28 protein-coding genes are annotated in these 25,223 nt (G+C 27.5%); 11 read left to right on the top strand and 17 right to left on the bottom strand.

What is annotated here, in order from left to right; genetic code table 11:
- Positions 1 to 11 precede the first annotated feature (11 nt).
- From AAQM_RS00065 to AAQM_RS12770, 4 genes are all read left to right on the top strand, one after another.
- Entirely contained in the window at positions 12 to 593 is a 582-nt protein-coding gene (locus tag AAQM_RS00065) for a hypothetical protein (RefSeq protein WP_129095479.1), read from the top strand.
- A gap of 331 nt (positions 594 to 924) precedes the next feature.
- A complete protein-coding gene (locus AAQM_RS00070; RefSeq protein ID WP_129095478.1) occupies positions 925 to 1,353 on the top strand; it encodes an acyl-CoA thioesterase in 429 nt (142 codons plus the stop codon).
- 1 nt (position 1,354) lies between these two features.
- A complete protein-coding gene (locus tag AAQM_RS00075) occupies positions 1,355 to 1,741 on the top strand; it encodes a VOC family protein (protein WP_129095477.1) in 387 nt (128 codons plus the stop codon).
- Positions 1,742 to 1,755: 14 nt separating this feature from the next.
- Entirely contained in the window at positions 1,756 to 1,881 is a 126-nt protein-coding gene (locus AAQM_RS12770) for a hypothetical protein (RefSeq protein ID WP_268878218.1), read from the top strand.
- 37 nt (positions 1,882 to 1,918) lie between these two features.
- Here AAQM_RS12770 and AAQM_RS00080 read toward each other — a convergent pair whose 3' ends face one another.
- Positions 1,919 to 2,644 (bottom strand): dienelactone hydrolase family protein, encoded by a 726-nt coding sequence (locus AAQM_RS00080; RefSeq protein WP_129095476.1) that lies wholly within the window; start codon positions 2,642 to 2,644, stop codon positions 1,919 to 1,921.
- A 15-nt stretch (positions 2,645 to 2,659) separates the two neighbouring features.
- Entirely contained in the window at positions 2,660 to 3,148 is a 489-nt protein-coding gene (locus AAQM_RS00085; RefSeq protein ID WP_129095475.1) for a hypothetical protein, read from the bottom strand.
- An 86-nt stretch (positions 3,149 to 3,234) separates the two neighbouring features.
- On the opposite strand from AAQM_RS00085, the gene AAQM_RS00090 reads away from it, so the two are divergent.
- A complete protein-coding gene (locus AAQM_RS00090; protein ID WP_129095474.1) occupies positions 3,235 to 3,705 on the top strand; it encodes a CYTH domain-containing protein in 471 nt (156 codons plus the stop codon).
- A 22-nt stretch (positions 3,706 to 3,727) separates the two neighbouring features.
- On the opposite strand, the gene hcp is transcribed toward AAQM_RS00090, so the two are convergent.
- Positions 3,728 to 5,053 carry a hydroxylamine reductase gene (gene hcp, locus AAQM_RS00095; protein ID WP_129095473.1) on the bottom strand — a complete coding sequence of 442 codons (1,326 nt, stop codon included), beginning with the start codon at positions 5,051 to 5,053 and terminating at the stop codon, positions 3,728 to 3,730.
- 147 nt (positions 5,054 to 5,200) lie between these two features.
- Between hcp and AAQM_RS00100 the strand changes: the two genes are divergently transcribed.
- Positions 5,201 to 5,458, top strand: a complete 258-nt coding sequence (locus tag AAQM_RS00100) for a hypothetical protein (RefSeq protein WP_129095472.1) — start codon at positions 5,201 to 5,203, stop codon at positions 5,456 to 5,458.
- Here AAQM_RS00100 and AAQM_RS00105 read toward each other — a convergent pair.
- On the bottom strand, positions 5,455 to 6,672 hold the full coding sequence (locus AAQM_RS00105) for an NAD(P)-dependent oxidoreductase (protein ID WP_129095471.1): 1,218 nt from the start codon (positions 6,670 to 6,672) through the stop codon (positions 5,455 to 5,457). The two genes, AAQM_RS00100 and AAQM_RS00105, sit on opposite strands and share 4 nt — an antisense overlap.
- 176 nt (positions 6,673 to 6,848) lie before the next feature.
- On the opposite strand from AAQM_RS00105, the gene AAQM_RS00110 reads away from it, so the two are divergent.
- Positions 6,849 to 7,859, top strand: coding sequence for an OmpA family protein (locus AAQM_RS00110; RefSeq protein ID WP_129095470.1), 1,011 nt, complete (start codon positions 6,849 to 6,851; stop codon positions 7,857 to 7,859).
- A gap of 4 nt (positions 7,860 to 7,863) precedes the next feature.
- A complete protein-coding gene (locus AAQM_RS00115) occupies positions 7,864 to 8,349 on the top strand; it encodes a hypothetical protein (protein WP_129095469.1) in 486 nt (161 codons plus the stop codon).
- A gap of 1 nt (position 8,350) precedes the next feature.
- Here the strand turns inward: AAQM_RS00115 and AAQM_RS00120 are convergent, their stop codons facing one another.
- Positions 8,351 to 9,340, bottom strand: a complete 990-nt coding sequence (locus AAQM_RS00120; RefSeq protein ID WP_129095468.1) for a YhdH/YhfP family quinone oxidoreductase — start codon at positions 9,338 to 9,340, stop codon at positions 8,351 to 8,353.
- Between the two features lie 114 nt (positions 9,341 to 9,454).
- On the opposite strand from AAQM_RS00120, the gene AAQM_RS00125 reads away from it, so the two are divergent.
- A complete protein-coding gene (locus AAQM_RS00125) occupies positions 9,455 to 9,778 on the top strand; it encodes a winged helix-turn-helix transcriptional regulator (protein ID WP_129095467.1) in 324 nt (107 codons plus the stop codon).
- Here AAQM_RS00125 and AAQM_RS00130 read toward each other — a convergent pair.
- The 12 genes from AAQM_RS00130 to AAQM_RS00185 all read right to left on the bottom strand — a co-directional run bounded on the left by AAQM_RS00130 (position 9,771) and on the right by AAQM_RS00185 (position 23,235).
- Positions 9,771 to 10,445: an energy transducer TonB gene (locus AAQM_RS00130; RefSeq protein WP_129095466.1), complete on the bottom strand. Its 675-nt coding sequence runs from the start codon at positions 10,443 to 10,445 to the stop codon at positions 9,771 to 9,773. The genes AAQM_RS00125 and AAQM_RS00130 overlap by 8 nt on opposite strands.
- A 10-nt stretch (positions 10,446 to 10,455) precedes the next feature.
- Entirely contained in the window at positions 10,456 to 11,352 is an 897-nt protein-coding gene (locus AAQM_RS00135; protein ID WP_129095465.1) for an NAD(P)H-dependent glycerol-3-phosphate dehydrogenase, read from the bottom strand.
- On the bottom strand, positions 11,352 to 12,776 hold the full coding sequence (gene gatB / locus AAQM_RS00140) for an Asp-tRNA(Asn)/Glu-tRNA(Gln) amidotransferase subunit GatB (RefSeq protein ID WP_129095566.1): 1,425 nt from the start codon (positions 12,774 to 12,776) through the stop codon (positions 11,352 to 11,354). Before gatB ends, AAQM_RS00135 begins: the two co-directional genes overlap by 1 nt.
- A gap of 18 nt (positions 12,777 to 12,794) precedes the next feature.
- On the bottom strand, positions 12,795 to 13,619 hold the full coding sequence (locus AAQM_RS00145) for a peptidylprolyl isomerase (protein ID WP_129095464.1): 825 nt from the start codon (positions 13,617 to 13,619) through the stop codon (positions 12,795 to 12,797).
- Between the two features lie 72 nt (positions 13,620 to 13,691).
- Positions 13,692 to 16,532, bottom strand: coding sequence for an FAD-binding and (Fe-S)-binding domain-containing protein (locus AAQM_RS00150; RefSeq protein ID WP_129095463.1), 2,841 nt, complete (start codon positions 16,530 to 16,532; stop codon positions 13,692 to 13,694).
- 73 nt (positions 16,533 to 16,605) lie between these two features.
- Positions 16,606 to 17,250, bottom strand: coding sequence for a response regulator transcription factor (locus AAQM_RS00155; RefSeq protein WP_129095462.1), 645 nt, complete (start codon positions 17,248 to 17,250; stop codon positions 16,606 to 16,608).
- A gap of 1 nt (position 17,251) precedes the next feature.
- Complete coding sequence (locus tag AAQM_RS00160) at positions 17,252 to 19,447, bottom strand: sensor histidine kinase (protein ID WP_129095461.1); 2,196 nt, start codon at positions 19,445 to 19,447, stop codon at positions 17,252 to 17,254.
- A gap of 25 nt (positions 19,448 to 19,472) precedes the next feature.
- Positions 19,473 to 20,060, bottom strand: coding sequence for a LutC/YkgG family protein (locus tag AAQM_RS00165; protein WP_129095460.1), 588 nt, complete (start codon positions 20,058 to 20,060; stop codon positions 19,473 to 19,475).
- The gene (locus AAQM_RS00170) at positions 20,053 to 21,432 is read right to left on the bottom strand and encodes a lactate utilization protein B (protein WP_129095459.1); all 1,380 of its coding nucleotides are present in this window, start codon (positions 21,430 to 21,432) and stop codon (positions 20,053 to 20,055) included. The genes AAQM_RS00165 and AAQM_RS00170 overlap by 8 nt, the downstream gene beginning before the upstream one ends.
- Entirely contained in the window at positions 21,429 to 22,178 is a 750-nt protein-coding gene (locus AAQM_RS00175; RefSeq protein WP_129095458.1) for a (Fe-S)-binding protein, read from the bottom strand. The genes AAQM_RS00170 and AAQM_RS00175 overlap by 4 nt, the downstream gene beginning before the upstream one ends.
- A gap of 60 nt (positions 22,179 to 22,238) precedes the next feature.
- Entirely contained in the window at positions 22,239 to 22,826 is a 588-nt protein-coding gene (locus AAQM_RS00180; RefSeq protein WP_129095457.1) for a class I SAM-dependent methyltransferase, read from the bottom strand.
- Positions 22,798 to 23,235 carry a deoxycytidylate deaminase gene (locus AAQM_RS00185; protein ID WP_129095456.1) on the bottom strand — a complete coding sequence of 146 codons (438 nt, stop codon included), beginning with the start codon at positions 23,233 to 23,235 and terminating at the stop codon, positions 22,798 to 22,800. The genes AAQM_RS00180 and AAQM_RS00185 overlap by 29 nt, the downstream gene beginning before the upstream one ends.
- Positions 23,236 to 23,385: 150 nt before the next feature.
- Here AAQM_RS00185 and accB point away from each other — a divergent pair, with 150 nt between their 5' ends.
- Together accB and AAQM_RS00195 are read left to right on the top strand one after the other, a co-directional pair.
- Complete coding sequence (gene accB, locus AAQM_RS00190) at positions 23,386 to 23,850, top strand: acetyl-CoA carboxylase biotin carboxyl carrier protein (RefSeq protein ID WP_129095455.1); 465 nt, start codon at positions 23,386 to 23,388, stop codon at positions 23,848 to 23,850.
- Between the two features lie 9 nt (positions 23,851 to 23,859).
- Positions 23,860 to 25,212: an acetyl-CoA carboxylase biotin carboxylase subunit gene (locus AAQM_RS00195; protein WP_129095454.1), complete on the top strand. Its 1,353-nt coding sequence runs from the start codon at positions 23,860 to 23,862 to the stop codon at positions 25,210 to 25,212.
- Positions 25,213 to 25,223: the final 11 nt, after the last annotated feature.

Consider the following 25,223-nt stretch of genomic DNA (forward strand, 5'->3'; position numbering starts at 1 on the left):
AAAGGATTTTAATGGAGAAATTTGACAAAATACTTTTTTTTGAAAAAGAATATGAAAAAGAACTTCAAGTTAAAGATAATATAAATAATAATATAACTAGTATATTAACTTTATTGACAATTAATATAACAATTTTTTCATACTTTATTATAAATGCTCCACTTATGACTTTTATTGAGTCAACACATAAATTAGCATTTGTGATTTTTTTCATTTTCATTTTTTGTTATATAGTATATTTCATTTACACATTAATGAATCTAAATCAATTTTATTTCACAAATAAACAGTATATGAAAATTCCTTATGCAGATAAATTAGATGAATATTTTGAAAGTTTAAAAGAATATGATAAAGATAATTTTAATTACAATGTAAATAACTATTTATTAAGTTTTTATATTGAAGCTACTTCAAACAATTCAAAAGTAAATGAATATAAGAATGCATTACAATTTGAAATAAGACGTTTTCTATTTATTAAATTTTTTATTTTATTTTTGACATTTATTCCTTATTATATTATTATGGAAGGTAATTTAAATACATATAATATAGCAATTAATAATAAGGAATTTACAAATGTCAAGTGATAAGAAACCACAAATGCCACCACCACCTAAACCTAGAATGATTAGAGAAGATACAAAAAAATAAAGGAGAATTTACAAATGTCAAGTGATAAGAAACCACAAATACCATCGCCACCACCACCAAGGTTTATTAGGGATGGTGCAATTAAAAAATAAAAGCTAAAAATGAAGAAATCCCAGCCTTTGTCAATTTGGCTGGTGGCTTTTTGTTTTACTTTTTACCATTAAAAAGTAAAGAAAATATTACAACTTCCAAATATCTTTAAACAAAACCTAAACCCTTTTCGTTAAACTATCTAATTAAAATTTACTAATTATTAAAAGGTAATAAATGTTCACAGAAATAATAAAACCAAGATTTTTAGAAACAGATGCTTTAGGACATATAAATAATAATACTTATGGTGTGTGGTTTGAAGCTGCTCGTGATGATATATTTCATATATTTATGCCAAAAGCAAATATTAAAGAGTGGAATCTAATCATGGCTCATAGCTCTTTTGATTTTCTAAAAGAGGTATTTTGGGGTAAAGAAGTTATTATAAAAACTGGTATTAGTAAGCTTGGAAACTCTTCTATAGAATTATGCCATGCAGTTTATCAAGACGGGAAACTATGTACTACTGGAAAATGTGTTTTAATTCATTATGATTTTACTACAAAAGTAGCTGTAAGAATTCCTGATAATATAAGAATAGAGTTAGAAAAGCATCTTTTTATGAAGCCTTGGTCAGCAACTTTAGAAGAATTAGAAGATTAAAATGATAAAAGTAAATAGATTAGATCATTTAGTTTTGACTGTAAAGGATATAGATAAAACTGTAGATTTTTACACAAAAGTTTTAGGTATGGAAAAAGAGATATTTAAAGAAAATAGAGTAGCTTTAAAATTTGCTAATCAAAAGATAAATCTTCATAAATTAGGAAATGAATTTGATCCAAAAGCTTTTAATGTGAAAAGTGGCAGTGCAGATTTATGTTTTATTATTGATATTCCTTTAATTGAAGCAAAAAATTATATAGAATTACTAGGAATAAAAATTGAAGAGGGAATAGTAAATAGAACAGGTGCTATGGGAGAGATAGAATCTATTTATTTACGTGATCCTGATAAAAACTTGATAGAATTATCAAATTATAAAAACTAAAATTAGGAAAAAAGATGCGAAATATATTTATTATTGGATTAATTATTGTGGCTATGGTTTATATGTTTTCTATTTTATATGGAAAATATGAAAATATTATAAATGAAGAAAATAATAAAAAAACACTAGAACAAAAGTGATAAAAGAGGTGAAATACCCCTTTTATATGTATAAAACTTATTTTAAAGTCTCTTCTAAAACTTCAGTAAATCTTTTCCAAGATTTTTTATCTGCATCTTCCCTATAACTTTTTGAACCAAATACAGAAAAGGCATGAGGAGCCTTGCTATAAGTTATCATTTCATGTTCAATTTCTGTTTTTTCTAACTCAACTGCTAAATCAGAAAATTCACTCATAGGAACAACCACATCAGCAGTTCCATGAAAAACTACAACTTTTCCTTTTGTATTTTTATAATCTTGTCCAGTAGGTGTTGCTAAATTTCCATGAAATGGTATGAATGCTTTTAAATCTTTTCCACTTCTTGCAAATTCTAAAATAGAACTTCCACCAAAACAGTATCCCATTCCTACTGCATTTTGAGTGTTAGCACCTAGTTTTTTTGCTTCTTCTAGTCCAACATCTAATCTTTTTCTCATTTCAGTTCTATTTTCATAAAGAGATTTTGTCATAGCTTTTTTATCTTCAAGAGCTGTTGGTCTTATCCCTTTTCCATATAAATCTACAGCAAAAACTGCATATCCTAACTCATTTAGCATATCTGCTCTTTTAATCTCATAATCAGTTATTCCATCCCAATCATGAACCATATAAACTAAAGGTGCATCTTTTGATGGTGACTTATAATATCCTTCATACTCTTTTCCATCAATTTTATATGTAATATTTTGTGCAAATACAAATGAGCTTAAACTCAAAGCTGTAAAAATTAATTTTTTCATTTTAAATCTCCTTTTTTAAAATTTAGTTTCATCGTGATAAAACTTATTAACTCCATTGAATCCTTCTAAAAAGTATAAGAAGTGATTAACTTTACTTATTTCTTCTTCAGATATTTTACCCTTCATTGAAGGCATTACTTCAAAATGACGAATAACTCCCTCTAAACAAATAGTTTTTGATAAATCAGGATTGTATAAATAATCCTTTAAAAAGTCTTCAGTTTGATGAAGATGAAATTCCATATCATCCCTACTTCCAATTTGCTGTTTTAATCTAAAAGAGATTTCATTTCCAGTTGGAGCTTTTAGATTTAGAAGTTTGTTGTTTTCTTCTATGAAGTTTTTCATCAAAAGTGGAATAGGCATTGATTTTTGGTGACATTCCATACACTTATTTTCAAAAACTTTTTCACCTTTGTCATAAAGAAGTCTGTCAAATTCTTCAGGAAGTTCTGAAGCAAAAACACTACCTAAAAATACGAACATTGCTATAATAGTTTTCATAGTAACTCCTTTTTTTTATTCTAGCACAAAAAAATAGTTTCAAATAAAATTTTTCGATAAAATTATAAAAACAAAAAAGAGGATATATGCCCTTAGAAATAGAAAGAAAATACCTTGTAGATTTGGAAAAACTTGGAACTTTAGAAAATGGAAATAGAATAAAACAAGGTTATTTATCAACAAATAAAGATGCAGTTGTACGAGTGAGAGTAAAAAATGATAAAGCATATTTAACTATAAAAGGTTCAAATATTGGAGCAACTAGATTGGAGTTTGAATATGAAATACCCGTGGATGAAGCAAATGAGATGCTTGATAAACTTTGTCAAAAGCCAGTTATTGATAAAACAAGATATTTGATAGATTATGAAAATCATACTTTTGAACTTGATATTTTTTATGGTGACAATGATGGTTTAGTTGTTGCAGAAGTTGAACTTTTAGATGAAAATGAAACTATAAAACTTCCTTCTTGGATAAAAGAAGAAGTTACATCGGATGAAAGATATTACAACTCAAATTTGATGAAAAATCCATATAAAAACTGGAAGAAATAAAGAGAATATATTCTCTTTATTTTTATGCAATAAGAAGTTTTTTCAAATCATCTTTCGCATTTGTTGTAAGTGTAAGATTGAAGTTTTGAGCTAAAAAGTTGAAAATATCTTCATTTACAAATTGTGGAGGTTTTGGTCCAAGATAGATATTTTTTACTCCTAAAGAGAATAAAGCTAAAAGAATAATCACAGCTTTTTGTTCCATCCAAGATAATACGATTGATACTGGTAAATCGTTGATTGGAGTTTTAAGAGCATCACTTAAAGCTTTTGCAATCTCAACTGCTCCATAAGAGTCATTACATTGTCCTAAGTCTAAATATCTTGGAATTCCAGTTCCTTCAATCTCTCCAAAATCAATATCGTTAAATCTGAATTTTCCACAAGATGAAGTCAAAATCACTGTATCTTTTGGTAAGTTTTGAGTTAACTCTCTATAATATTCTCCTGGTTTCCCTGGAGCATCACAACCTGCAACTACAAAAAATTGTTTGATTTTCCCTTCTTCTATTGCTTTTAAAATTTGAGGTGCTAGTGTTAGAACAGTTTTATAGTTGTGACCAGTTACAAGTGTAGTATCTTCATTTAAATCAATTCCATTTGCAGGTTCACAAGCTAAAGTTCTTTCGATTAGTTCTGTAAAATCATAATTTTCAATTGGAGTTGAACCTTCAATACCAACAATTTTATGTGTAAATACTCTATCAATATAAGAACAATTTTTTTTAGGAGGAACAATACAATTTGTATTTACTACAAATGTTCCTGTAAATTTCTCCATTAGTTTTGCTTGGTCAAACCATGCTTTTCCAACGTTTCCTTTTAAGTGTTTGAATTTTCTTAGTTCTGGGTAACCATGAGCTGGTAACATTTCAGAGTGTGTATACACATTTATACCTTTATCTTCTGTAGCAATTAATAGTTTTTCAAAAAACTCTAAATCATGTCCAGAAACTAAAATAGCTTTTCCTTCAACTTTATTTTGAGGAACTCTAACTGGTGTTGGAATACCAAATCTATTTGTATGTGCTTCACCTAATAGGTTCATCACTTTAACCCCTGCACTTCCAACTTTCATTAATTGATTTATATGGTCATTAAAATTAAAGTTTACATTTGTAAGAGTAAAGTATAAAGTTTCACTCATAACATCATCTATCTCTTTTGTAAGTTCTGGCTTAAAAGTGTTTAGATGTTCTCTGTATGCACTAAGACCTTTTAAACCAAAAATCATAATATCTTGAAGACGCGAAAGATTTTCATCTTTTCCACAAGTTCCAACTGTTGCTCCAGTACTTCCACAACCACCTTTTTGACTCATTTCACATTGATAACAAAACATACTCATATTTATAATCCTTAAAAATTTTATTGGGATTATATGAAGTTAGAATTTTTGATGCATTGATACAAATCAATAATAAAAAGTGATATATTATATAAACACAAGTAATAAAAATATACAATACGCCCTTAATTTTAAAAGGAAATAGTTATGTCAAAAGAAAGAATAAAAGATTTTATAGATAAACAATTAGAAAATTTAGATAATTTTTCATATAAATTAGAGGAAGATGAAAATCATATTTATGCAATTTTTTCAGAAATTTTGAGTAAATATACAAATAAGGAGTTAACTTTTAAACTTCTTGATGATGTTTTATATTTACACTCTATTACTTATGGTTGGAAACCAGTTGAAAAAGGTGTTGCAAATAAGTATTTTTGGTTAGAGATTTTAAATAAGGCTTAACAAGCCTTATTTTTTGGTGGTAAGTTATTTATATATTCTTCTATAGAAATAGCTACTCTTTTAGAAAATGCTACTGCTTCAACTACAGTTCTAGCACCAGTTACCACATCTCCTGAAGCAAAAACTCCATCTCTTGTAGTAACTCCATTTTCATCACTTTGTAATAAACCATTTTCTCCAAGGCTAAGACCACTATTATGTCTTACTATTAAATCTCTTGCTGTTTGACTAATAGCTATTAGAATTGTATCAGCCTTTTCAAATCCTTCAGAAGTGTCATCTTCTTTTGTATTTTCATATTTTATTCCATTTTCAGTAAATTCTATAGGAGATTTATAAAGATTAAATTTTACACCATCAATTTTTGCGTGTTCTATTTCAATTCTTTCAGCAGGCATATTTTCTTCACCTTTTCTATACATAATTGAAACATCTCTTGCCCCGTTTCGTATAGCAGTTCTTGCAACGTCCATAGCTACATTTCCAGCTCCTACAACTACAACTTTTTTACCTAAATCATACGCTTTTGGTGTTTTTAAATAATCAATTGCAAAATGCACATTTCCTAAACTTTCACCTTTTATTCCAAGTTTTTTAGGAGCCCAAACACCAGTTCCTATGAATATTGCATCAAAGCCATCTCTTTGTAAATCATCTATAGTTATATTTTTCCCAATCATTATATTTTTTCTGATTTTTACACCTAATTTTTTTAGATTTTCTTCTATTTTATCAATGATTGTTTTATCAAGTCTAAAATCTGGAATACCATATCTTAAAACTCCACCTATTTGATTATTTCCTTCATACATTGTTACATTGTAACCTTTTATTGCCATCATCATTGCTAAGCTAATTCCAGCAGGTCCTGAACCAATAATTGCAAGATTTCTTCCATTTTGAACTGGTTTTTCAAACTCTCTATAATTCATATAATAAGTTGAAATGTAGTTTTCGATTCCTCCTACATTTACAGGAGATAATTTTTTATTTAAAACACAGTGTCCTTCACAATGCTTTTCATGAGGACATACTAAAGAACAAATAATAGATAAAGGATTATTATTAAAAACCATTTCTCCAGCTTCTTTGATATTTCCACTTAAAAAAAGTCTTATCATATCTGCTATTGGAGTTCCTACAGGACAACCTTTTTGACATTTTGGTTTTTTACAGTCTAGGCAAGTTTGGGCAGAATTTATAATATGTTGCATTTTCATACTCTCAAATTTTTTTCTAATTATAACAAATAAATTAAATTTAAAAATTAATTTTACTAAATAAGTTTAAATTATATTTAAAAAGGATTTTACATTGTATAATCTTTTATTTAACAAATAGTTAGCTATTTAAGGATATAATATTATAGATTATGTAAAAAGGTTTATCAATGTCTCTTGCTCGTAAAATACTTTTTTTGCTTGTATTTTTTATTTTTTTAAATATTTATTCTATCTACGGATTTGATTACAATAGTTATTTTGAGGAAAAAAGCAACACGATTTCTTTTGTAAAAAGTGATGATAATTTTCTTGATAAAATTAAAAATTATTTTAAACAAGAAGAAGAGAGCAAGTTTCTTGAATTGGTTCTTGAAAAAAAGAGTGGTGTAGTTGTTATGAGTGGAGTATTTCCAAAACAAAATGATGCACATAAAATTGCAGATTTATTAGATGTAAATAGAGAAGGTGATTATAAATATGAAGAGAATATAATCATAGATGAGCATTTAATTACTGAATTAACTAATTTAATTACTCCTTTTAAAGATTTTTTTTCTGATGATTCAAAAATTGTTGTTAGTAATAATGAAGTGATATTAAAAGGTGAGTTAAAAGATGCTAATTACAAAGAACTCCTAAATACTATTATCTCAAGAATGAATATAGATATTAAAAATGAATTAAGTGATGAAATAAAAGCTGAAGAAGTTATTGTTTTAAATAATGAAGAAGAAAAAGTTGAAGAAAAAATAGAAACACCTGTTGTTGAAGAAGTAGTTGAAAGTAAAGTAGTTGATATTAAATCACAAATTGAAGAATTACAATCAAAAATCAATAATATTTTATTAGAGAAAAAAATTACTTTTGAAAGAAGAAGTACAGAACTTACAGCTGATTCAAAATCTGTTGTTGAAGATATTTCAAAAATTTTAAAAGAATATCCTACTCTTAATTTTGAGATTGCAGGGCATACAGATTCAAGAGGAAATGATGATTTAAATAAAAAAATCTCTCAAGATAGAGCAAATAGTGTAAAAAATCTATTAATCTCTTTTGGTATTGATGAAAATAGAATAAAAGCTGTAGGTTATGGAGAGGAGTTCCCTATTGCTAAAGATGACGAGAATGGTTTATCAGAAACAAATAGAAGAGTAGAATTTAATATTTTAGGAGAATAGATTAATGTTTGAGGTTGCATCACAAATAGTTATAAATTTGCTAATTGCTTGTTTTATAGGTTTTCTTGCTGGTTATATAGTAGCAAAATCAAGAAGTTCTAAAATTAAAGCAATTAGCAATGAAAAAAGTGAGAATTTTATTGATGACCCAAAAGTAAGAACATCTATTAATCCTATATTTAAAAAAGGTTTTTCTGTTGATAATAAACCTTTAGTATTAAGTTTCCCTAAATCAACTGGAAAAGATAATCTTAAAAAAATAAAAGGAATTAATTCACGAATTGAAGCTGAATTGAACAATTTAGGTATTTATCATTTTGAACAAATAGCAAAATGGTCTAATAAGAATTGTGATTGGATTGAGGCTTTTTTAGATATTCCAGGGTCTATAAAAAATAATCAATGGCTTGATCAAGCAAAAATCTTACAAACAGGTAATGAAACAATCTACAGTCAAAAAGTTGTAGATGGAGAAATCGAAGTAGATTAATCTATTCCGAAATCTTAACCACGTATCTACCTACAGCTTTTCCTGAAAGAAGTTGCTCATAAGCATCTTTTATCTCATAAAGTGAAATCTCATTGGTCATATTAGTTAAATTATTTACTTTCCATCTACTGGCTAATTTTTCCCAAGCAGTTTGTTTTTTCTCTAATTTACACTCAACTGAATCAATCCCTATTAATCTAACACCTCTTAAAATAAATGGAAAAACATTAGTGTTTAATTCATGAGATGAAGTTAATCCGCAACAAGTTGCTACACCGTCATATTTTATTTGTTTTAAAGCTGCTGCTAGAATATCTCCACCAACTGTATCCACAACTCCTGCATATTTTTCAGCTAATAAAGGTTTTGTTGATGTTGATAAAAACTCTTCTCTAGAGATAATTTGTGTTGCACCTATTCTTTTTAGGTATTCATATTTTTCACTTTTACCTGATATTGCAATTACGTTATAGCCTAATTTACTTAAAATTGAAACAGCAATAGAACCAACTCCTCCTGTTGCACCTGTTACTAGTATATCTCCATTTTCTGGTTTTATATGATTACTAATTAGTTCATTTATACTCAAAGCAGCTGTTAAACCAGCTGTTCCAAATGTCATAATCTCTTTTTCTGTAATAGCATCAGGAATTCTAGCAACCCACGATGCTGGAACTTTTACAAATTGTGCATGTCCACCATCTGTGTTCATTCCTAAATCATAACCTGTAACTAAAACTCTTTCTCCTACTTTAAAAATAGTTGATGTTGTTTCATATACTGTTCCTGCAACATCAATTCCTGTAATATGTGGAAAATTTTTTGTTACTCCTGGATTTCCTATTGAACTTAGTGCATCTTTATAATTTAAAGATGAATAAGTTACTTTTATAACTATTTCATCTTTTTCTTGGCATTTTGGAATAGGTAAATCTTTTACTTCTGAAATAAACTCTTTATCTTCAGTTTTTTCAACTACAAAAGCTTTCATAAATTTTCTCCTTAACTCATTTACTTCAACTATAACTTTAGCTAAAATATAACAAAAGAACAAGAACTATCTTTTAAGAAAGGTACAGACTAAAAAGATAGTTTTGGAGGTTAAATGTCTAAAAGTGATTTTGAAAAATGCCCTGTAGAAACGGCAATTGATTTATTGACAGGTAAATGGAAAATCTTAATAATTTGGTATTTAAAAGATGAAAAAAAAAGATTTAGTGAGCTTGAAAAGTTATTACCAAAAGCAACACAAAAGATGTTGATTCAAAAATTAAGAGAACTAGAAGCAGATGGTTTAGTAAATAGAGAGGTTTATCCTGTTGTTCCACCAAAAGTTGAATATTCTTTAACTGAATACGGAAAGAGTTTAAAACCTATTTTAAAACAGCTTTATTTATGGGGAGAAACTCATAAAAATAGAGTTAATTAATTTTATATTCTAAAGGAAGATTATATTCAATAAACTCTTTTTTAATATTCTCATCAAAAGGTTTATATTTTTTTGTTTCAATTATTGTATTTATTGCAGCTTCATCTAATCTATTTTTATTACTTGAAGATTCTAATTTTATATCAAAAAAAAGTCCAGATTTAGCCACTTTAAAATTAATTATTACTATACCTTGTTCTTTTAGTTTTTTAGAAATATTGGGATAAATTTTATTTTTACTTATCTCTTCTCTTAATTTTCTTCCATATTCATCTATGAATTTTTGTTCTTCTAAGTCATCTTTTGGATTTTCTGTTAAATTTATTTGATTATTTTGACTACTTTGTTTTTGTTCTTCAATTTTTGATGATTTTTCTTGTTTTTCTTTTATTTTAGGATTGTTTTTTGGTTTTAAATTTTTTGTTTTAGGTATATTTTCTTGTTTTTTTTCAACTTTTTTTTCTTTAATAGGTTCTATTCTTTTTATTATTTTTTCTGTTTTTTCTATATTTTTTTCAATAGTAATTTTGGATAGATTTATTTCTATTAGATTTTTTGTATTTGTTGATTGAGTTTTGTAAATTTGATGGTTTTTATAGTAAAGAAATAAAAATAGATGTAGTAATAATACAAATAGAAAAGATAGTGAAATTATAAATTTATTCATCAATTTATAATTAATTTTTTAATAAATCTCTTAAACTATCTTTTGGATTTTTTCCATTTATTATGTGATAAACTTCATTTGCTATTGGAGTATAGATATTGTGTTTTTTTGATAGTTCTTTTATTGCTATAGATGTTTTTACACCCTCTGCAACTTCTCCTAATTCTTTTAAAATTTCATCAAGATTTTTATCATTTGCAAGACCTAAACCAACTCTAAAATTTCTACTCATAGTTGAACTAGCTGTTAAAAATAAATCTCCTGCACCACTTAATCCTAAAAAAGATGATTCATCTGCTCCAAAATGTTTACCGAATCTTTGCATTTCTACTAAACCTCTTGCAATTAGTGAAGCTTGAGCATTTTTCCCAAGATTTAATCCTTCACAAATTCCACTAGCAATTGCAAGTACATTTTTATAAGCTCCTGCAACTTCAGCACCTATTACATCAGAACTATAGTAGGTTTTTATAAAATCTGGAAAACAAACTTCAAACTCTACATAAAGTTTTTTTGAAATACTATTTATCACTAAAGCACATGGAAGACCTTTGATAACTTCAGCTGCAAATGATGGTCCAGAGATAAAACCTATATTTTCATCTGGCACAAAATCAGCATAAATTTCATTTAAAAATTGTCCACTTGATGCTTCAATTCCTTTTGAAGCTACAAGTATTTTTTGCCCTTTAAATACGAAGTTTTCTTTTAGCCAACTTCTTATTTCTTGAGCAGGAATTGCTATTACTAAATAGTCACAATCTAAAGCAGTTTGTAAATCAACAAAATTTTTAATATCTCTTTTTGTTCTTGATGTTATTAAACATTTTTGTCTTTGGCTTAGTGCAAAATGAAGAGATAATCCCCATTTTCCTGCACCAATCACTGCAATAGATTTTTCCTTCATTATGATAATCTTTCTTTTAATAAATCATTGATTTTATTCGGGTTTGCACTCCCTTTACTAGCTTTCATAGCTTGTCCAACGAAGAATCCAAACATTTTTTCTTTACCAGCTTTATATTCAGCTACTTTATCTTGATTTGCATTTAAAATTTCATCAATAATTGCTAATAAAGCTCCATCATCACTAACTTGTTTAAGTCCAAGTTTTTCAATAACAGAATCAACATCAGTCTCATTTTCCATTAAATAATCTAAAACTTCTTTAGCTGCTTTTCCTGAGATTGTATTGTCTTCAATTCTTTTTACAAGAGTTGCTAATGTTTTAGATTTTACAGGTGAATCTTCAATAGTTACACCCTCTTTTAATCTTCCTTGTAATTCAACAGTTAGCCAAGTAGTAGCATTTTTAGCACTAATTCCTTCGTTCATCATTTCATCAAAGAAATTAGCCATTTCAAGTGAAGATGTTATAACAGAAGCATCGTACTCTTTTAATCCATACTCTTTTACGAATCTCTCTTTTTTCTCATCAGGAAGTTCAGGAATTTTTGAATACTCAGCAATCATTTCATCTGTAATGATTAAAGGTAAAAGGTCTGGATCTGGAAAATATCTATAATCAGCAGCATCCTCTTTTCCTCTCATACTTCTTGTTTCACCAGTTGATGGGTCAAAAAGTCTAGTTTCTTGTACAATTTCAGTTGAGTGAACTCCATCTTCCCAAGCTTCAATATGTCTATTTACTTCATAATGAATTGCTTTTTCAATAAATCTAAAAGAGTTCATGTTTTTGATTTCACATCTTGTATATAGATTTGTATCACCTTTTGGTCTAATTGAAACATTTACGTCACATCTAAAGCTACCCTCTTGCATATTAGCATCACTAATTCCAAGATATCTTACAATTGAGTGAAGTTTTTTTAGATATAAAACAGCTTCTTCAGCACTTCTCATATCAGGTTCACTAACAATTTCAAGTAGTGGTGTTCCTGCTCTATTTAAATCCACATGTGAAGCATTTCCAGCATGGATATTTTTTCCAGCATCATTTTCTAAGTGTGCTCTTGTTACACCAATAGTTTTTTGTCTTCCATCTGGAAAATCAATAACTAATTCTCCAAGACCAACAACTGGAATTTCAAATTGAGAAATTTGATATCCACTTGGTAAATCTGGATAGAAGTAATTTTTTCTATTAAAAACAGATTTTTTGTTTATTTTTGCTTTTAGTGCTGTTCCTAGCATAATTGCTTTATGAACAGCTTCTTTATTTAAAACTGGTAACGCTCCTGGTAATCCTAAACAAGTTGGACATACATTTGTATTTGGTTCTTCTCCAAAGCTTGTAGCACAAGAACAAAATAGTTTACTATTTGTGTTTAACTGTGCGTGAACTTCTAATCCGATAATTACTTCAAACATACTTGACATCTATTTCCTTTATCTAACTATTTTTATATCTGCTGTTAATTTTTGTTTTTCAAAATATTCTTTAAGATATTTTTTTTCTCTTTCCATCATAATATCATTAAAAATTTTCCCTTTTACACTTTCATAAGAAAGAGCAGTTAAGCCATTTTTATTTTTTATAAAAAGAGTCATAAACTGCTTATTTGCTGTAAAAATAGGTGTAAATGTATTTATTTTTGTTTCATTTAATAAATATTGCATTTGAGCTTGTAAATTTTTTGTTTCTAATGTTATTGGAGTTTTTTGAACTTCAGAAGAAACGCTTAAAGGATTTTTAACAACTTGCATTAAAGCTGCTTTATTTTTTGATGAATATTGTACAACCTCATAACTTTTTGCTGTAGAAAAGCTATTTATATTTTTTTCATAATAAAGTTGCATATCTTCTTCAGTTGCTATTGCTAATTGACCTTTAACTAATTTTTGAATTAATTTTTGTCTAAGAACAGCCTCTTTTGCCTCATTTTCAAAAATAGAGTAATCAGGATATTTTTGTTTTACTACTGATTTAAAAGTGTAAATATCCATACCATTTGAAGCAGCAAGTTTTTCAATATACTCATTGATATCAAAAATATCAGCTGTAATATTGTTTTCTGCAATTACTTGGTCGTAAAGAGTTTTGTCAATCAAATAACTCACCGCTTCATTTTTAGTTATTTTATTAACAGACATTGTTCTATCGATATCATAAATAGTAATTGGCTCATCATTTACTGTTATAGCAATACCATTTACTGTTGATGCATAAGCAAGACTTGAACCTATTATTAGTGATAAAAAAAATTTATACATAATCATTTCCTTCTTTCATAAAGCAAATATTTTACCAAAAAAATGGTAAATATCTGTTTTATAGAAAAAAGATTATAGATTTTTAGCTTTTGTAACTTGATTTACAAGATAGAAAATAGAGTTATAATCAAGTCCTGATTCATCACTTAATCCAATTTCACAAGTTTTACTTGTTGAAAATGCCATTTTAGCACCAGCTGTTTGCTCTTTTAAATATCTTAGCGCTGATTTGTTTAATTCAGGGAAATTAAATCCTCTATCACCTGCAAATCCACAGCATTTTACATCTGATGGAATAATTACAGTTGTTGAACATAAATTTGCTAATTTTTTAAATTTATCTTCAAGACCCATTTTTCTTGAACTACAAGTTGTATGGATTGTAATTGGCTCATTTATAGCTGTAAACTCTAAATCTTTTGTTAAGAATTCTAAAGCAAACTCTATTGGTTCATAAATATTTAATTTATGTGAAAAACTTTCCATCATCTTTTTTGTACAAGGACTTGTATCACATAAAATTGGATATTCCCCAAATTCACTTGCATATAATAAAGCATCTTCTAATTGTGATGATTTTGTATTTGATGCTTCAATAAAACCTTTAGAAGAAAAAGGCATTCCACAGCAAAGATTTGATAAATCTTTTGGAAAAATTATTTGGTAACCAGCTTTTTGTAAAATCTCAATTGTTACATCAAATAATTGTTTTTCCTCTTTTGAAATATCATTTAATCCCATGCTTCTTGTGATACATGAAGGAAAATATACAACTTTTTTATCTCTTATTTTTTGTTCAAAATGAAGATTTATATTTGTTCCTTTTGGCATAGTAATAGACCATTTAGGAAGAGATTTTCTACTTAAATCCCTCATAGTTTTAGTAAAAGTTTCCATACTAGCAGTTCCTAAAACTTTATGTATAAAGTTTGCACTATGAAGACCAAATCTAACACCTTTTAATGTTGTACTAAAATTATTTGCTACAAAATTTGCAATTGATTTTGCTGCTGGAGTTAGTTGTTCAGCTCTTAAATGTTTTGTCAAACTTCCTGTGTCAATTTTAACAGGACAAGCATTTGAGCATAAACTACAGGTTGCACAAGTTTCTATTCCATCATATTGATAAAGTTTTTTGTACTCATTTGCCTCTTTTTCATTTCCTAAATGCTCAAGTCTTGAAATCTCTCTATTTATTACAATTCTTTGTCTTGGAGTTAAAGTCAATTCATTTGAAGGACAAGTTGGTTCACAAAATCCACACTCAATACATTTATCAACTATTTCATTAGTTGCTGGAAGTGTTTTTAGATTTTTAAGGTGTGCTTCTTTATCATCATTTATTATAACACCAGGATTTAATAAACCTTTTGGGTCAAATAAAGATTTGATTTTTTTCATCATAATATAAGCATCTAATCCCCACTCTACTTCGACAAAAGCAGCCATATTTCGTCCAGTTCCATGTTCTGCTTTTAGGCTTCCTTGATACTTTAAAGCAACTGAATTAACAACTTCATTCATCAAGTCATCGTATCTTTTTATCTCTTTTGCATCTGAAAAATCTTGAGTAAATACAAAGTGGAAATTTCCTTCTAAAGCATGACCAAAAATCAAAGCTTCACTATAATCATATTTTCTAAATAATTCTTGAAGTTCAAGTGTAGCTTCAGCCAAACACTCAATAGGATAAGCAACATCTTCGATAATAACAGTTGTACCTGTAACTCTTACCGCTCCAACAGCTGGGAATAAGCCCTTTCTTATTTTCCAATAAAGAGTATATTCTTCTTCATCTTTTGTAAAATAAATCTTTCTTTTTACTTCAAATTCTTTTAGTAATTCTTCAATTTGTTTAATTTGAATATCTAGTTTTTCATCATTTAAAGCTCTTGTTTCTATTAAAAGTGCAGTAACCTCATCATCAAAATCTTTTATAAATTTTGGCATAACGGGGTCATTTTCTATACTTTTTAAAGCAGCTCTGTCCATAAGTTCAACCGCATCAACTACAATTTGATTTGAATCTCGTGCTAGTTTTAGTTTGGTTACTGCATTGCAAGCTTCTTTCATATCTTTAAAATAGATTAAAGCACTTGCTTTATCTTTTAAATCTTCAACTGTATAGTAAGTAATCTCTTCTATAAATGCTAAAGTTCCTTCACTTCCTATGATTAAGTGTTGAAGTATTTCAAACTCATCTTCAAAATCAATCAGTGCATTTATTGAGTAACCACATGTATTTTTGATTTTAAATTTTTTCTCTATTTTTGCTCTTAGCTCTTCATTTGATTTTGTTTCACGTGAAAACTCTTTTAATTGTTCTAAAAATTCTTTATGACTTTTTTTAAAAGCATCTTTACTTTCATTACAGGCTGTATCAAGTTTTGTTCCATCTGCAAAGATTAGCTTCATTGATTTAAGAGTTTTATATGAGTTCTGTGAAATTCCACAGCACATTCCTGAGGCATTATTTGCTGCAATTCCTCCAATCATAGCTGCATTTATACTAGCTGGATCTGGTCCTATTTTTTTTGCATAACGTGCAAGTAAACCATTTGCTTGTGCACCTGTAAGTGCTGGTTGAAGGGAAATGAAACTTGCATCAGGAGCAATTTTAAAGTTTGAGAAATTTCTTGAAGTTATAATCAAAATAGAATCACTAATCGCTTGACCAGAAAGTGAAGTTCCTGCTGCTCTAAAAGTTATACTTAAATTCATAGAGTTTGATAATTCTATAATATCTTGAACTTCTTTTACATTATCTGCTTTGATTACTATTTTTGGGATTAACCTATAAAAAGAGGCATCAGTTCCATATGCTAAAGTATGAAGTTTATCTGTGAATATTTTATCTTTTGAAATTTTAGTTGAAATTTCATCGTAAAATTTTTGGTATCTGCTTTCTAACATTTATTTATCCTTTTTTAAATTTTAACTTTTGAAAATGAAAATAATATGATATTAACTGATTTTTTATTTATGATTAATCTGTTTTAAATATATATCCAGTATCCACAACTGTTTGAATATAATCTTTATTTAAAATTTTTCTAACTCTTCTAATTAGACTTCTTATAGATTCTAAAGAGGCAAAATTACCTTCCCAAACATAATTTTCTATACTTTCGTATGAAATGAGCTGATTTTTTTTTGTTAAAAATAGATTTAATAAAAGTTTCTCTTTTTTTGTTAGCCTATTTTCTTCATCATTTATACTTACTAAAGAGGATTTAAAATCAAAATATGAGTTTTCATCAAAAAAGATTTTATCATTTTGGATATTACATAATTTTTCTATTTTTATTTCTAGTTCATCTATAAAAAAAGGCTTTTTCAAAAAATCATTACAGCCAAAATCATAAGCTTGTTTTATAACATCAAGTTCAACACTAGCACTGATTATAATTACAGGTAAAGAGTTATAATATTCTCTAATTTTTTTTAATATTTTTATTCCATCAATATTTGGAACATTTATATCCAAAATAAAACAAGAAAAACCTTCGGTTACCATCTCATAAGCATCTTTTCCATCTATAAAAGATAAAACATTGTAACCTTTAAGATTTAATCTTTTTGTAATTGCTTCATTTAATTTTTTGTTATCTTCTAAAAGTAAAATTTTCATTTTAAACCTTTTTATGAGGAAGTTTTATAGTAAATATTACGCGATTTTCATCATTTTTAGCGCTTATTGTTCCTCTCATTTTATCTTCAATTATAACTTTTGCCATATAAAGACCAATTCCCGTTCCACTCTCTTTTGTAGTGAAATATGGTTCAAAAATCGAATTTATAATTTTTTCATCAATTTTCCCACCATCATCAACAATTTCTATTGTATTAAAATTTTGACATCTTTTTATATTTATATCAATTTTATATTTTTTATTATCTTCATTTTTATTTTCAACGATTTTATTTTTTGCATTATTTATAAGATTTAATAAAACTTGTTTAAATTCATTTTCATAACCATAAATTAGTAGTTCTTCATTTTTATTTTCGTAATTAAAATTCATGATAATATTTGAATAAAAAATCTGTTTTCCAATAATTTCATTTATTTCATTTAAGGCTTTTGAGATAGAAAAAAGTTTTTTCTTAGTTGATGGTTTTAAAAAGTTTCTAAAATCACTTAGAGTTTTTGACATATATTTTATTTGAACCATAGAATCATTTACAAAATCTTTTACATTTACCTCTTTTAGTTCATTTAATAAATAAGAAGTTTGTATATCTTGAACAAGTGCTGATAATTCAACTAAAGGTTCATTCCATTGATGAGCAATAGCTGCAATCATATCTCCCATTTCAGCTAGTTTGCTTTGTTGGATTAAAAATTGTTTTTGTTGAATTCTTTCTGTTATATCATCCATAATACAAACAATTCCACCAACTGTTCCATCAATATTTTTATAAACAGCTTTGTTTAAAATAATATGTTTCATCTCATTTGATTGGGTATAAAATGTAAATTCTGAAGTGCTTGTAGAAAAGGTTTTTAATAATTCTTTATCTATTAATGTATTGGTAGTTGCCACTTTTAATGGAAAAAAATCAAATGCAGTTTTTCCAATAATCTCATTTTTAGAGCAATTAACTAAGTTCTCAAAACTTGTATTACAGCCTAAAAACTTTCCATCTATATTCTTATAATATATTGGATTTGGAATAGTATTTATTAGAACCTTATCAAATTCTATTCTATTTGAAAGGGCAAGTTCTAATTTTTCTCTTCTTTGAATATTTGCTTTTAAAATTACAACAATAATTGTTAAAATTGAAATGATTAGAAGAGTAATTATAAAAAATTTTGTATGTTCTTTATAGATTGAACTTGGTTCATTTATGATTATTGGATTATTCACATAATCTGAAATATCTATATTAAATCTTTTTAATTCATTGTAATCAAATATATATAAATTTGGTGATTTTTCAAGTGCAGGAATATCTTTTATATTTTTACCATTTAGAACTTCTATTGCCATTTTTGATACAGCTTCGCCTTGAGCAATAGCTGAAGTTAAAAGTCCTCCCACAATTCCATCATTTAAATAAAAATCCCAAAGTCCATAAATAGGTACACTACTTACTTCTTTTACTTGTTTAAAACTTTGTTTGTATGTAAAATATTTTCCTGTTGTATCTTTAAATAATAAAACAAAAAGTATTACACTATTTTGTTTATCTAAGTTTGAAACTTTAGTTTTTAAGTTTGAAAATTCTAAATTATCTGTATATTCTATATTGAATTTTTCTTCATATCTTTTTATTATTGGGTCTAAATCTCTTTTTATTGCATAACCAGTTGAAGAGGTGTCATTTATTATTAAAAGATTTTTTAAATTAGGATGTAGTTTAGAAATAAGTTCAAAGTTTTTCTCTAAATCTACTTCTTCAGCAACTCCTGTCATATAATCTTTCATTCCATTTTTTTCTAATAAGGCTTTATCAAAATTATTTATTCCACAAAATAAAACAGGTATATCTTTAAATAAAGTTTTATGATAAGTGAACATAAAATCAAATGCATTATTATCACTTACAATTATTAAATCAAATTTTCTATCAAAAAATTGTTGTTCATATAGTTTTGCTAAATTTTTTATATAGTTATTATCATCTATTCTTTTTGTATCCATATAAACAGTAGTTAATTCTATGTCTTTATATTTTGCAAAATTTTTTTCAATAGTTTTTGAAATATCATCACTCCAACTATAACCTTTATGATAAGAGTGAATTAACAATACCTCTTTTGGTTCATTTGCAAATAAGAAGTTGTGAAAAAGTATGCTAAATAGTAAAAAATATTTCATTATTATCCCCTATTTAGCAATTATATCAAGATTTTAGAAAAATCACATATCCTGATTTTGGACCATGAGCTCCAATTACAAGTGATTGTTCAATATCTGCTGTTTTTGAAGGACCTGAAATAAAAACTCCATATCCACTATCTTCAAAAGAGATTCTTTTATAAGCTTCATGCATATTATCTAAAATCTCTTTTTCATCAATTACAATCACAATATTTTGAGCAATAAAATATAAAGCTCTATGTCTGTTACTTTCATTTTTCATCCAGATAGCACCATTTTCAGCAACTGCAAAATTACCTTTTACTATTGCTAAATCAATATCTTTTAAATCATGGGCATCATCAATACTATTTGAATCAAAGTTTCCTAAACTACAAGCTTCGACATTACAGACAATTTGCTTTTCATCAGGATATAACTCTTTTATAGTTTTGTCTAAATCTTCTTTGTTAATAACTAAAGCTTTCCCACCAACACTCTCAATCATAGTTGAAAAAGTTTGAAATTTATCTTCAAATTTAATTCCAAAATTTTCATAACTTGGAAGTTTTACATCTTTTACAATATTGTTTTTTCTTATAGAGTCTAAAATTTTTTCTTTACTAGTCATCTAATTCTCCATTTCTAAACATCTCTTTGAAGCTTTTTTTAGGCATTTTTGGTAATTCTCTTTGTTTTCCCCAAACATTAGATTTGTTATATAAAATCGAATTTGGAAGTTTTGGAACTATAAATCTTGCCATTTTTCCAGCCATTTCAAATATGGTTGGTTTATTCATTAACCATGTGGTTACCTTCATCGCCATTTTCTTTTTGCTATCTATTAAATTTGCATTTCCTAAATCTTGTCTTAGACTATAAAGTTGTGAATCTAAATCAATTTTAACTGGACAAACATTTGTACATGAACCACATAGAGTACAAGCAAATGGTAATGAGTTATGCGTATCAGGATGTCTAGCACTTCCTAAAATAGAACCAATTGGTCCTGGAATTACATACTCATAAGAATGACCACCACTTCTTCTATATACAGGACATGTATTCATGCAAGCTCCACATCTAATACAATTTAGAGCTTTTTTATTTTTATGTGATGATAAAAATTGACTTCTTTTATTATCTACAATAATTATATGCATCTCTCCACCTTCAACACTTCCATGGAAATGTGAAGTATAAGAAGTTATTGGCTGACCCGTTGCACTTCTTGCAAGAAGTCTTGTAAATACAGACAAATCTTCAAGTCTTGGAATAATTTTTTCCATTCCCATTGAAGCTATATGAAGTTTAGGAACACTAGCTCCCATATCTGCATTTCCTTCATTTGTACAAACTACAACACCACCTGTATTTGCTATTGCAAAATTTACCCCTGTAAGTCCTGCTTGGGCTGTTAAAAAATCTTCTCTTAAAGCACTTCTTGCAGCTCGTGTTAGATAAGTTGGGTCATAATTTCCAAGTTCTGTACCTAAATGTTCATGAAAAGTATCAGAAACATCAGATTTTTTTAAGTGAATTGCTGGAAGAACTATATGTGAAGGTGGTTCATTTCTTAATTGAACTATTCTTTCACCTAAATCTGTATCAATTACTTCAATGCCTTTTGATTCTAAATATGGATTTAAATGACACTCTTCTGTTAACATAGATTTAGATTTTACAAGTTTTTTTACATTGTGTGAATTTAGTATGTTGTAAACTATTTCATTATGCTCTTTTGCATCCATTGCAAAATGAACTTTTATACCTTTTTTTGTAGCATTTTCTTCAAATTCTAATAGATATTTATCTAAATTTGCCATTGTATGAGTTTTTATTTGATTAGCAAATTCCCTTAAATTTTCCCATTCAGGGATAGATTTACTAGCTCTGTCTCTTTTTTCTCTTACAAACCATAAAGCTTGGTCATGCCAATGCATTCTTTCATCATTTGCTACAAATTTTGTTGCATTATCTGAGTGATTGTGATTTGTACTCATGGTCTAACTCCAGCTAAAATTTCAACTATATGCATAACTTTAACTGGATTTTTATCTCTATTTATGATTCCATCCATATGCATAAGACATGACATATCTGCACCTGTTATAATTTGTGCATTAGAATTTAGATGGTCTTTGATTCTATCTTTTCCCATCGCAACTGAAACAGCTTCTTCTGCAACACTAAATGTTCCACCAAAACCACAGCATTCATCTTCTCTTTTTAAAGTTATAAGTTCTATATTAGGTACTTTTTCTAAAAGATTTTTTAATTTTGAGTTATATGGGATATTTAATTCACTTGCAGTTGCTAGTTTTAGAACTCTATGACCATGACAAGAGTTATGAATTCCTACTTTATAAGGGAAAGAGTGTTCAAATTTTATATTTTCAATTTTAATTATATCATGCAAAAATTCGCAAATTTCATAAATAGAAGCTTTTACCTTATTATAATCTTCATTATCATCAAAAAATTCACCGTAATGTTCTTTTACCATAGTAACACATGAACCACTAGGTGCAACTATATAATCATAATTTTTAAAAGTTTTTACAAAAGAAATAGCTAAATCTTTTACATCTTTTGAGCAACCAGAATTTGCCATAGGTTGTCCACAGCAAGTTTGACTTAATGGATAATCAACATCTAATCCTTGATTTTTTAATATTTTATAAGTTGCTTTACAAACTAGAGGATAGAGTTCATTCATAAAACATGGAATAAATAGACCAATTTTCATATTTTCTCCTTTATTAATTATAGCAATTCTATATTCAAAATATGAGAAACTTATGATATTTTATTTTTCTAAATAAATTGAGATATCGTTTTGTAAATAATCTTCTTTTATAGTAACATTTTTTGTCAATTTCTTTGAATGTTCTATAATATCTTTAATATTTATATTTGTTAAGGGGTCGTTTTTTAAGAAATTAAAAGCAAAACCTTTTTTTGAAAAGATAAAACATTTTTCTATAAAAATAAATATTTTTTCTTTTTGCAATAAATTCATTGCTCCACTACAAACATAATAATCAGCTTCTATTAATTCATCTTTTAAAATATCAATTATTTTAAAATCCACATTAATAAATCTCTTTTTTGCAAGCTCAATCATCATCTCTTCACAATCTATTCCTAAATAATTAAAAGGTTTTTTATGTGAATCAAATAGATAATTATAATATTCTCCAAGTCCACATCCTGCATCTATTATATAAGAGGATTCTACGTCTTTTATAAAACTTGTTAAAATTTCAAATCTTTTATATTGAGTATATTGAGAGTTCCAATGAACTCCTTTTGCGCTAATTCCATATTTAGTTAAAGATTTTTTGTAGAACTCTGTATTGTCTTTTTTATGATTTGATTTGTTCAATTTGTACATTATTGTCTTTAATAAATTTTGAAATAATTTCAGAATTTGTATGTTCGTAAGCTTTTTCATAAACTATTCTTTTTATCCCACTTGCAATTAGATTTTTAGAACATTCACTACAAGGCTCAAGAGTTACATAAATAGTTGCACCTTCTATTGAAATACCTTTTCTAGCTGCCCAAATTATTGCATTCATTTCAGCGTGAATTTCATAAGTTTTTGACCATTCGTGATGATCTTTTGTATATTCTCCATTCCAATGGTCACTACAGTTTTTGTAACCAGCTGGTGTTCCATTATATCCTGTTGATAAAATTCTTCCATCTTTTACAATTACTGCTCCAACTTGTTTTGATACACATTTTGAAGCAAGTGCTATTTCTTTTGCGATATTTATAAAACTTCTATCGTTTAACATAATATTCCTAGAATTAATTTTTTATATTATATCAAAAAGATATTTTAATTATTAAACTTAAATAAAGCTTATTTAAATAAGCAAAAATATATTTATCAGAAAAAATGTGATATTATCAGAAAAAATTTTACTAAATAAAAAAGGCTAAGTATGGATTTTAAAGACATCAAAGAATTAATAAGAGTTTTCGACAAGAGTGAACTTAACAAGTTAAAAGTTAAAGAAGGTGAATTCGAAATCTCTATGCAAAGAGGTTTTGAAAGTGGTGTAACAACAGTTACAACTTCAACTGTTGCACAAGCTCCAGCGGCTGTTGCAGCTCCTGTAACTATATCAGCTCCTGTTGTTACTGAAACTTCAATAGCACCAAAAAGTGGAGATTTTATAACTTCTCCAATGGTTGGAACTTTCTATTCTTCTCCTTCTCCTGAGTCTCCTGCATTTGTTGAAGTAGGAAGCACTGTTAAAAAAGGACAAACTCTTTGTATATTAGAAGCAATGAAAATCATGAACGAAGTTGAAGCTGAATTTGATTGTAAAATTTTAGAAATTTTAGTTAAAGATGGTTCTCCTGTAGAATATGATATGCCTATATTCTGCGTTGAAAAGCTATAAGAGTTAAGTATGGCAGAAATTAAAAAAATTTTAATAGCTAACAGAGGAGAAATCGTTCAAAGAGCTGTTAGAACAATAAGAGAAATGGGAAAAAAATCAGTTGCTATTTATAGTGCTGGTGATAAAAATGCATCATATTTAAAACATGCAGATGAAGCTGTTTGTATTGGTGGTGCAAAATCAAGTGAGTCTTACTTAAATATTCCAGCAATTATAACAGCTGCTGAAATGACAGGTTGTGATGCAATTTTCCCAGGATATGGTTTTTTATCTGAAAATCAAGATTTTGTAGAAATTTGTAGATTACACAATATCAAATTTATTGGTCCATCTGTTGAAGTAATGGAAAAAATGGCTGATAAATCTAAAGCAAAAGAAGAGATGATTAAAGCTGGTGTACCTGTTGTTCCAGGTTCAAAAGGTGCTGTACATTCTGTTGCTGAAGGTAAAAAAGTTGCTCTTGAAATAGGTTATCCAATAATGGCAAAAGCTGCTGCTGGTGGTGGTGGAAGAGGAATGAGACTTATCAAAGATGAGTCTGAATTCGATCAACTATTTATGGCTGCTTCAAGTGAAGCTCTTGCTGCATTTGGTGATGGGACAATGTATCTTGAAAGATTTATTAGTAATCCAAGACATATTGAAGTTCAAGTTGTTGGAGATTCTCATGGTAATGCAATTCACATTGGTGAAAGAGATTGTTCTTTACAAAGAAGACATCAAAAAGTTATCGAAGAATCACCTGCTATTTTATTAAATGAAGAAACAAGACAAAAACTTTTAGATGTTGCAGTTAAGGCTACAAAATATTTAAAATATGAAGGTGCAGGAACTTTTGAATTTTTAGCTGATGATAAACAAAATATCTATTTTATGGAAATGAATACAAGACTTCAAGTTGAGCATCCTGTTTCTGAAATGGTTTCAGGAATTGATATTGTTGAACTTATGATTAAAGTAGCTGAAGGTGAAAAAGTTCCAGCTCAAGAATCTATTAAATTTAGAGGTCATGCTATTGAGTGTAGAATCACAGCAGAAGATCCAAATACATTTTTACCATGTCCAGGAAAAGTTACTCAATGGATGGTTCCAGGAGGAAGAAATGTAAGAGTTGATTCACATGTTTATACAAACTATGTTGTTCCACCTTATTATGATTCAATGATTGGTAAACTAATTGTTTGGGGAAGAGATAGAAATAAAGCTATAAATATTATGAAAAGAGCTTTAAAAGAGTTTGAAGTAGATGGAATTAAAACAACTATTCCATTCCATCAAAAAATGATGGAAAACGAAGATTTTATTTCAAATAATTATGATACTAAATACTTAGAGAACTATAAAGGTTTAGAGGATTTATAAGATTAAGAGCT

It is taken from the genome of Arcobacter aquimarinus (genome assembly GCF_013177635.1).
Taxonomy (GTDB): Bacteria; Campylobacterota; Campylobacteria; order Campylobacterales; family Arcobacteraceae; genus Aliarcobacter; species Aliarcobacter aquimarinus.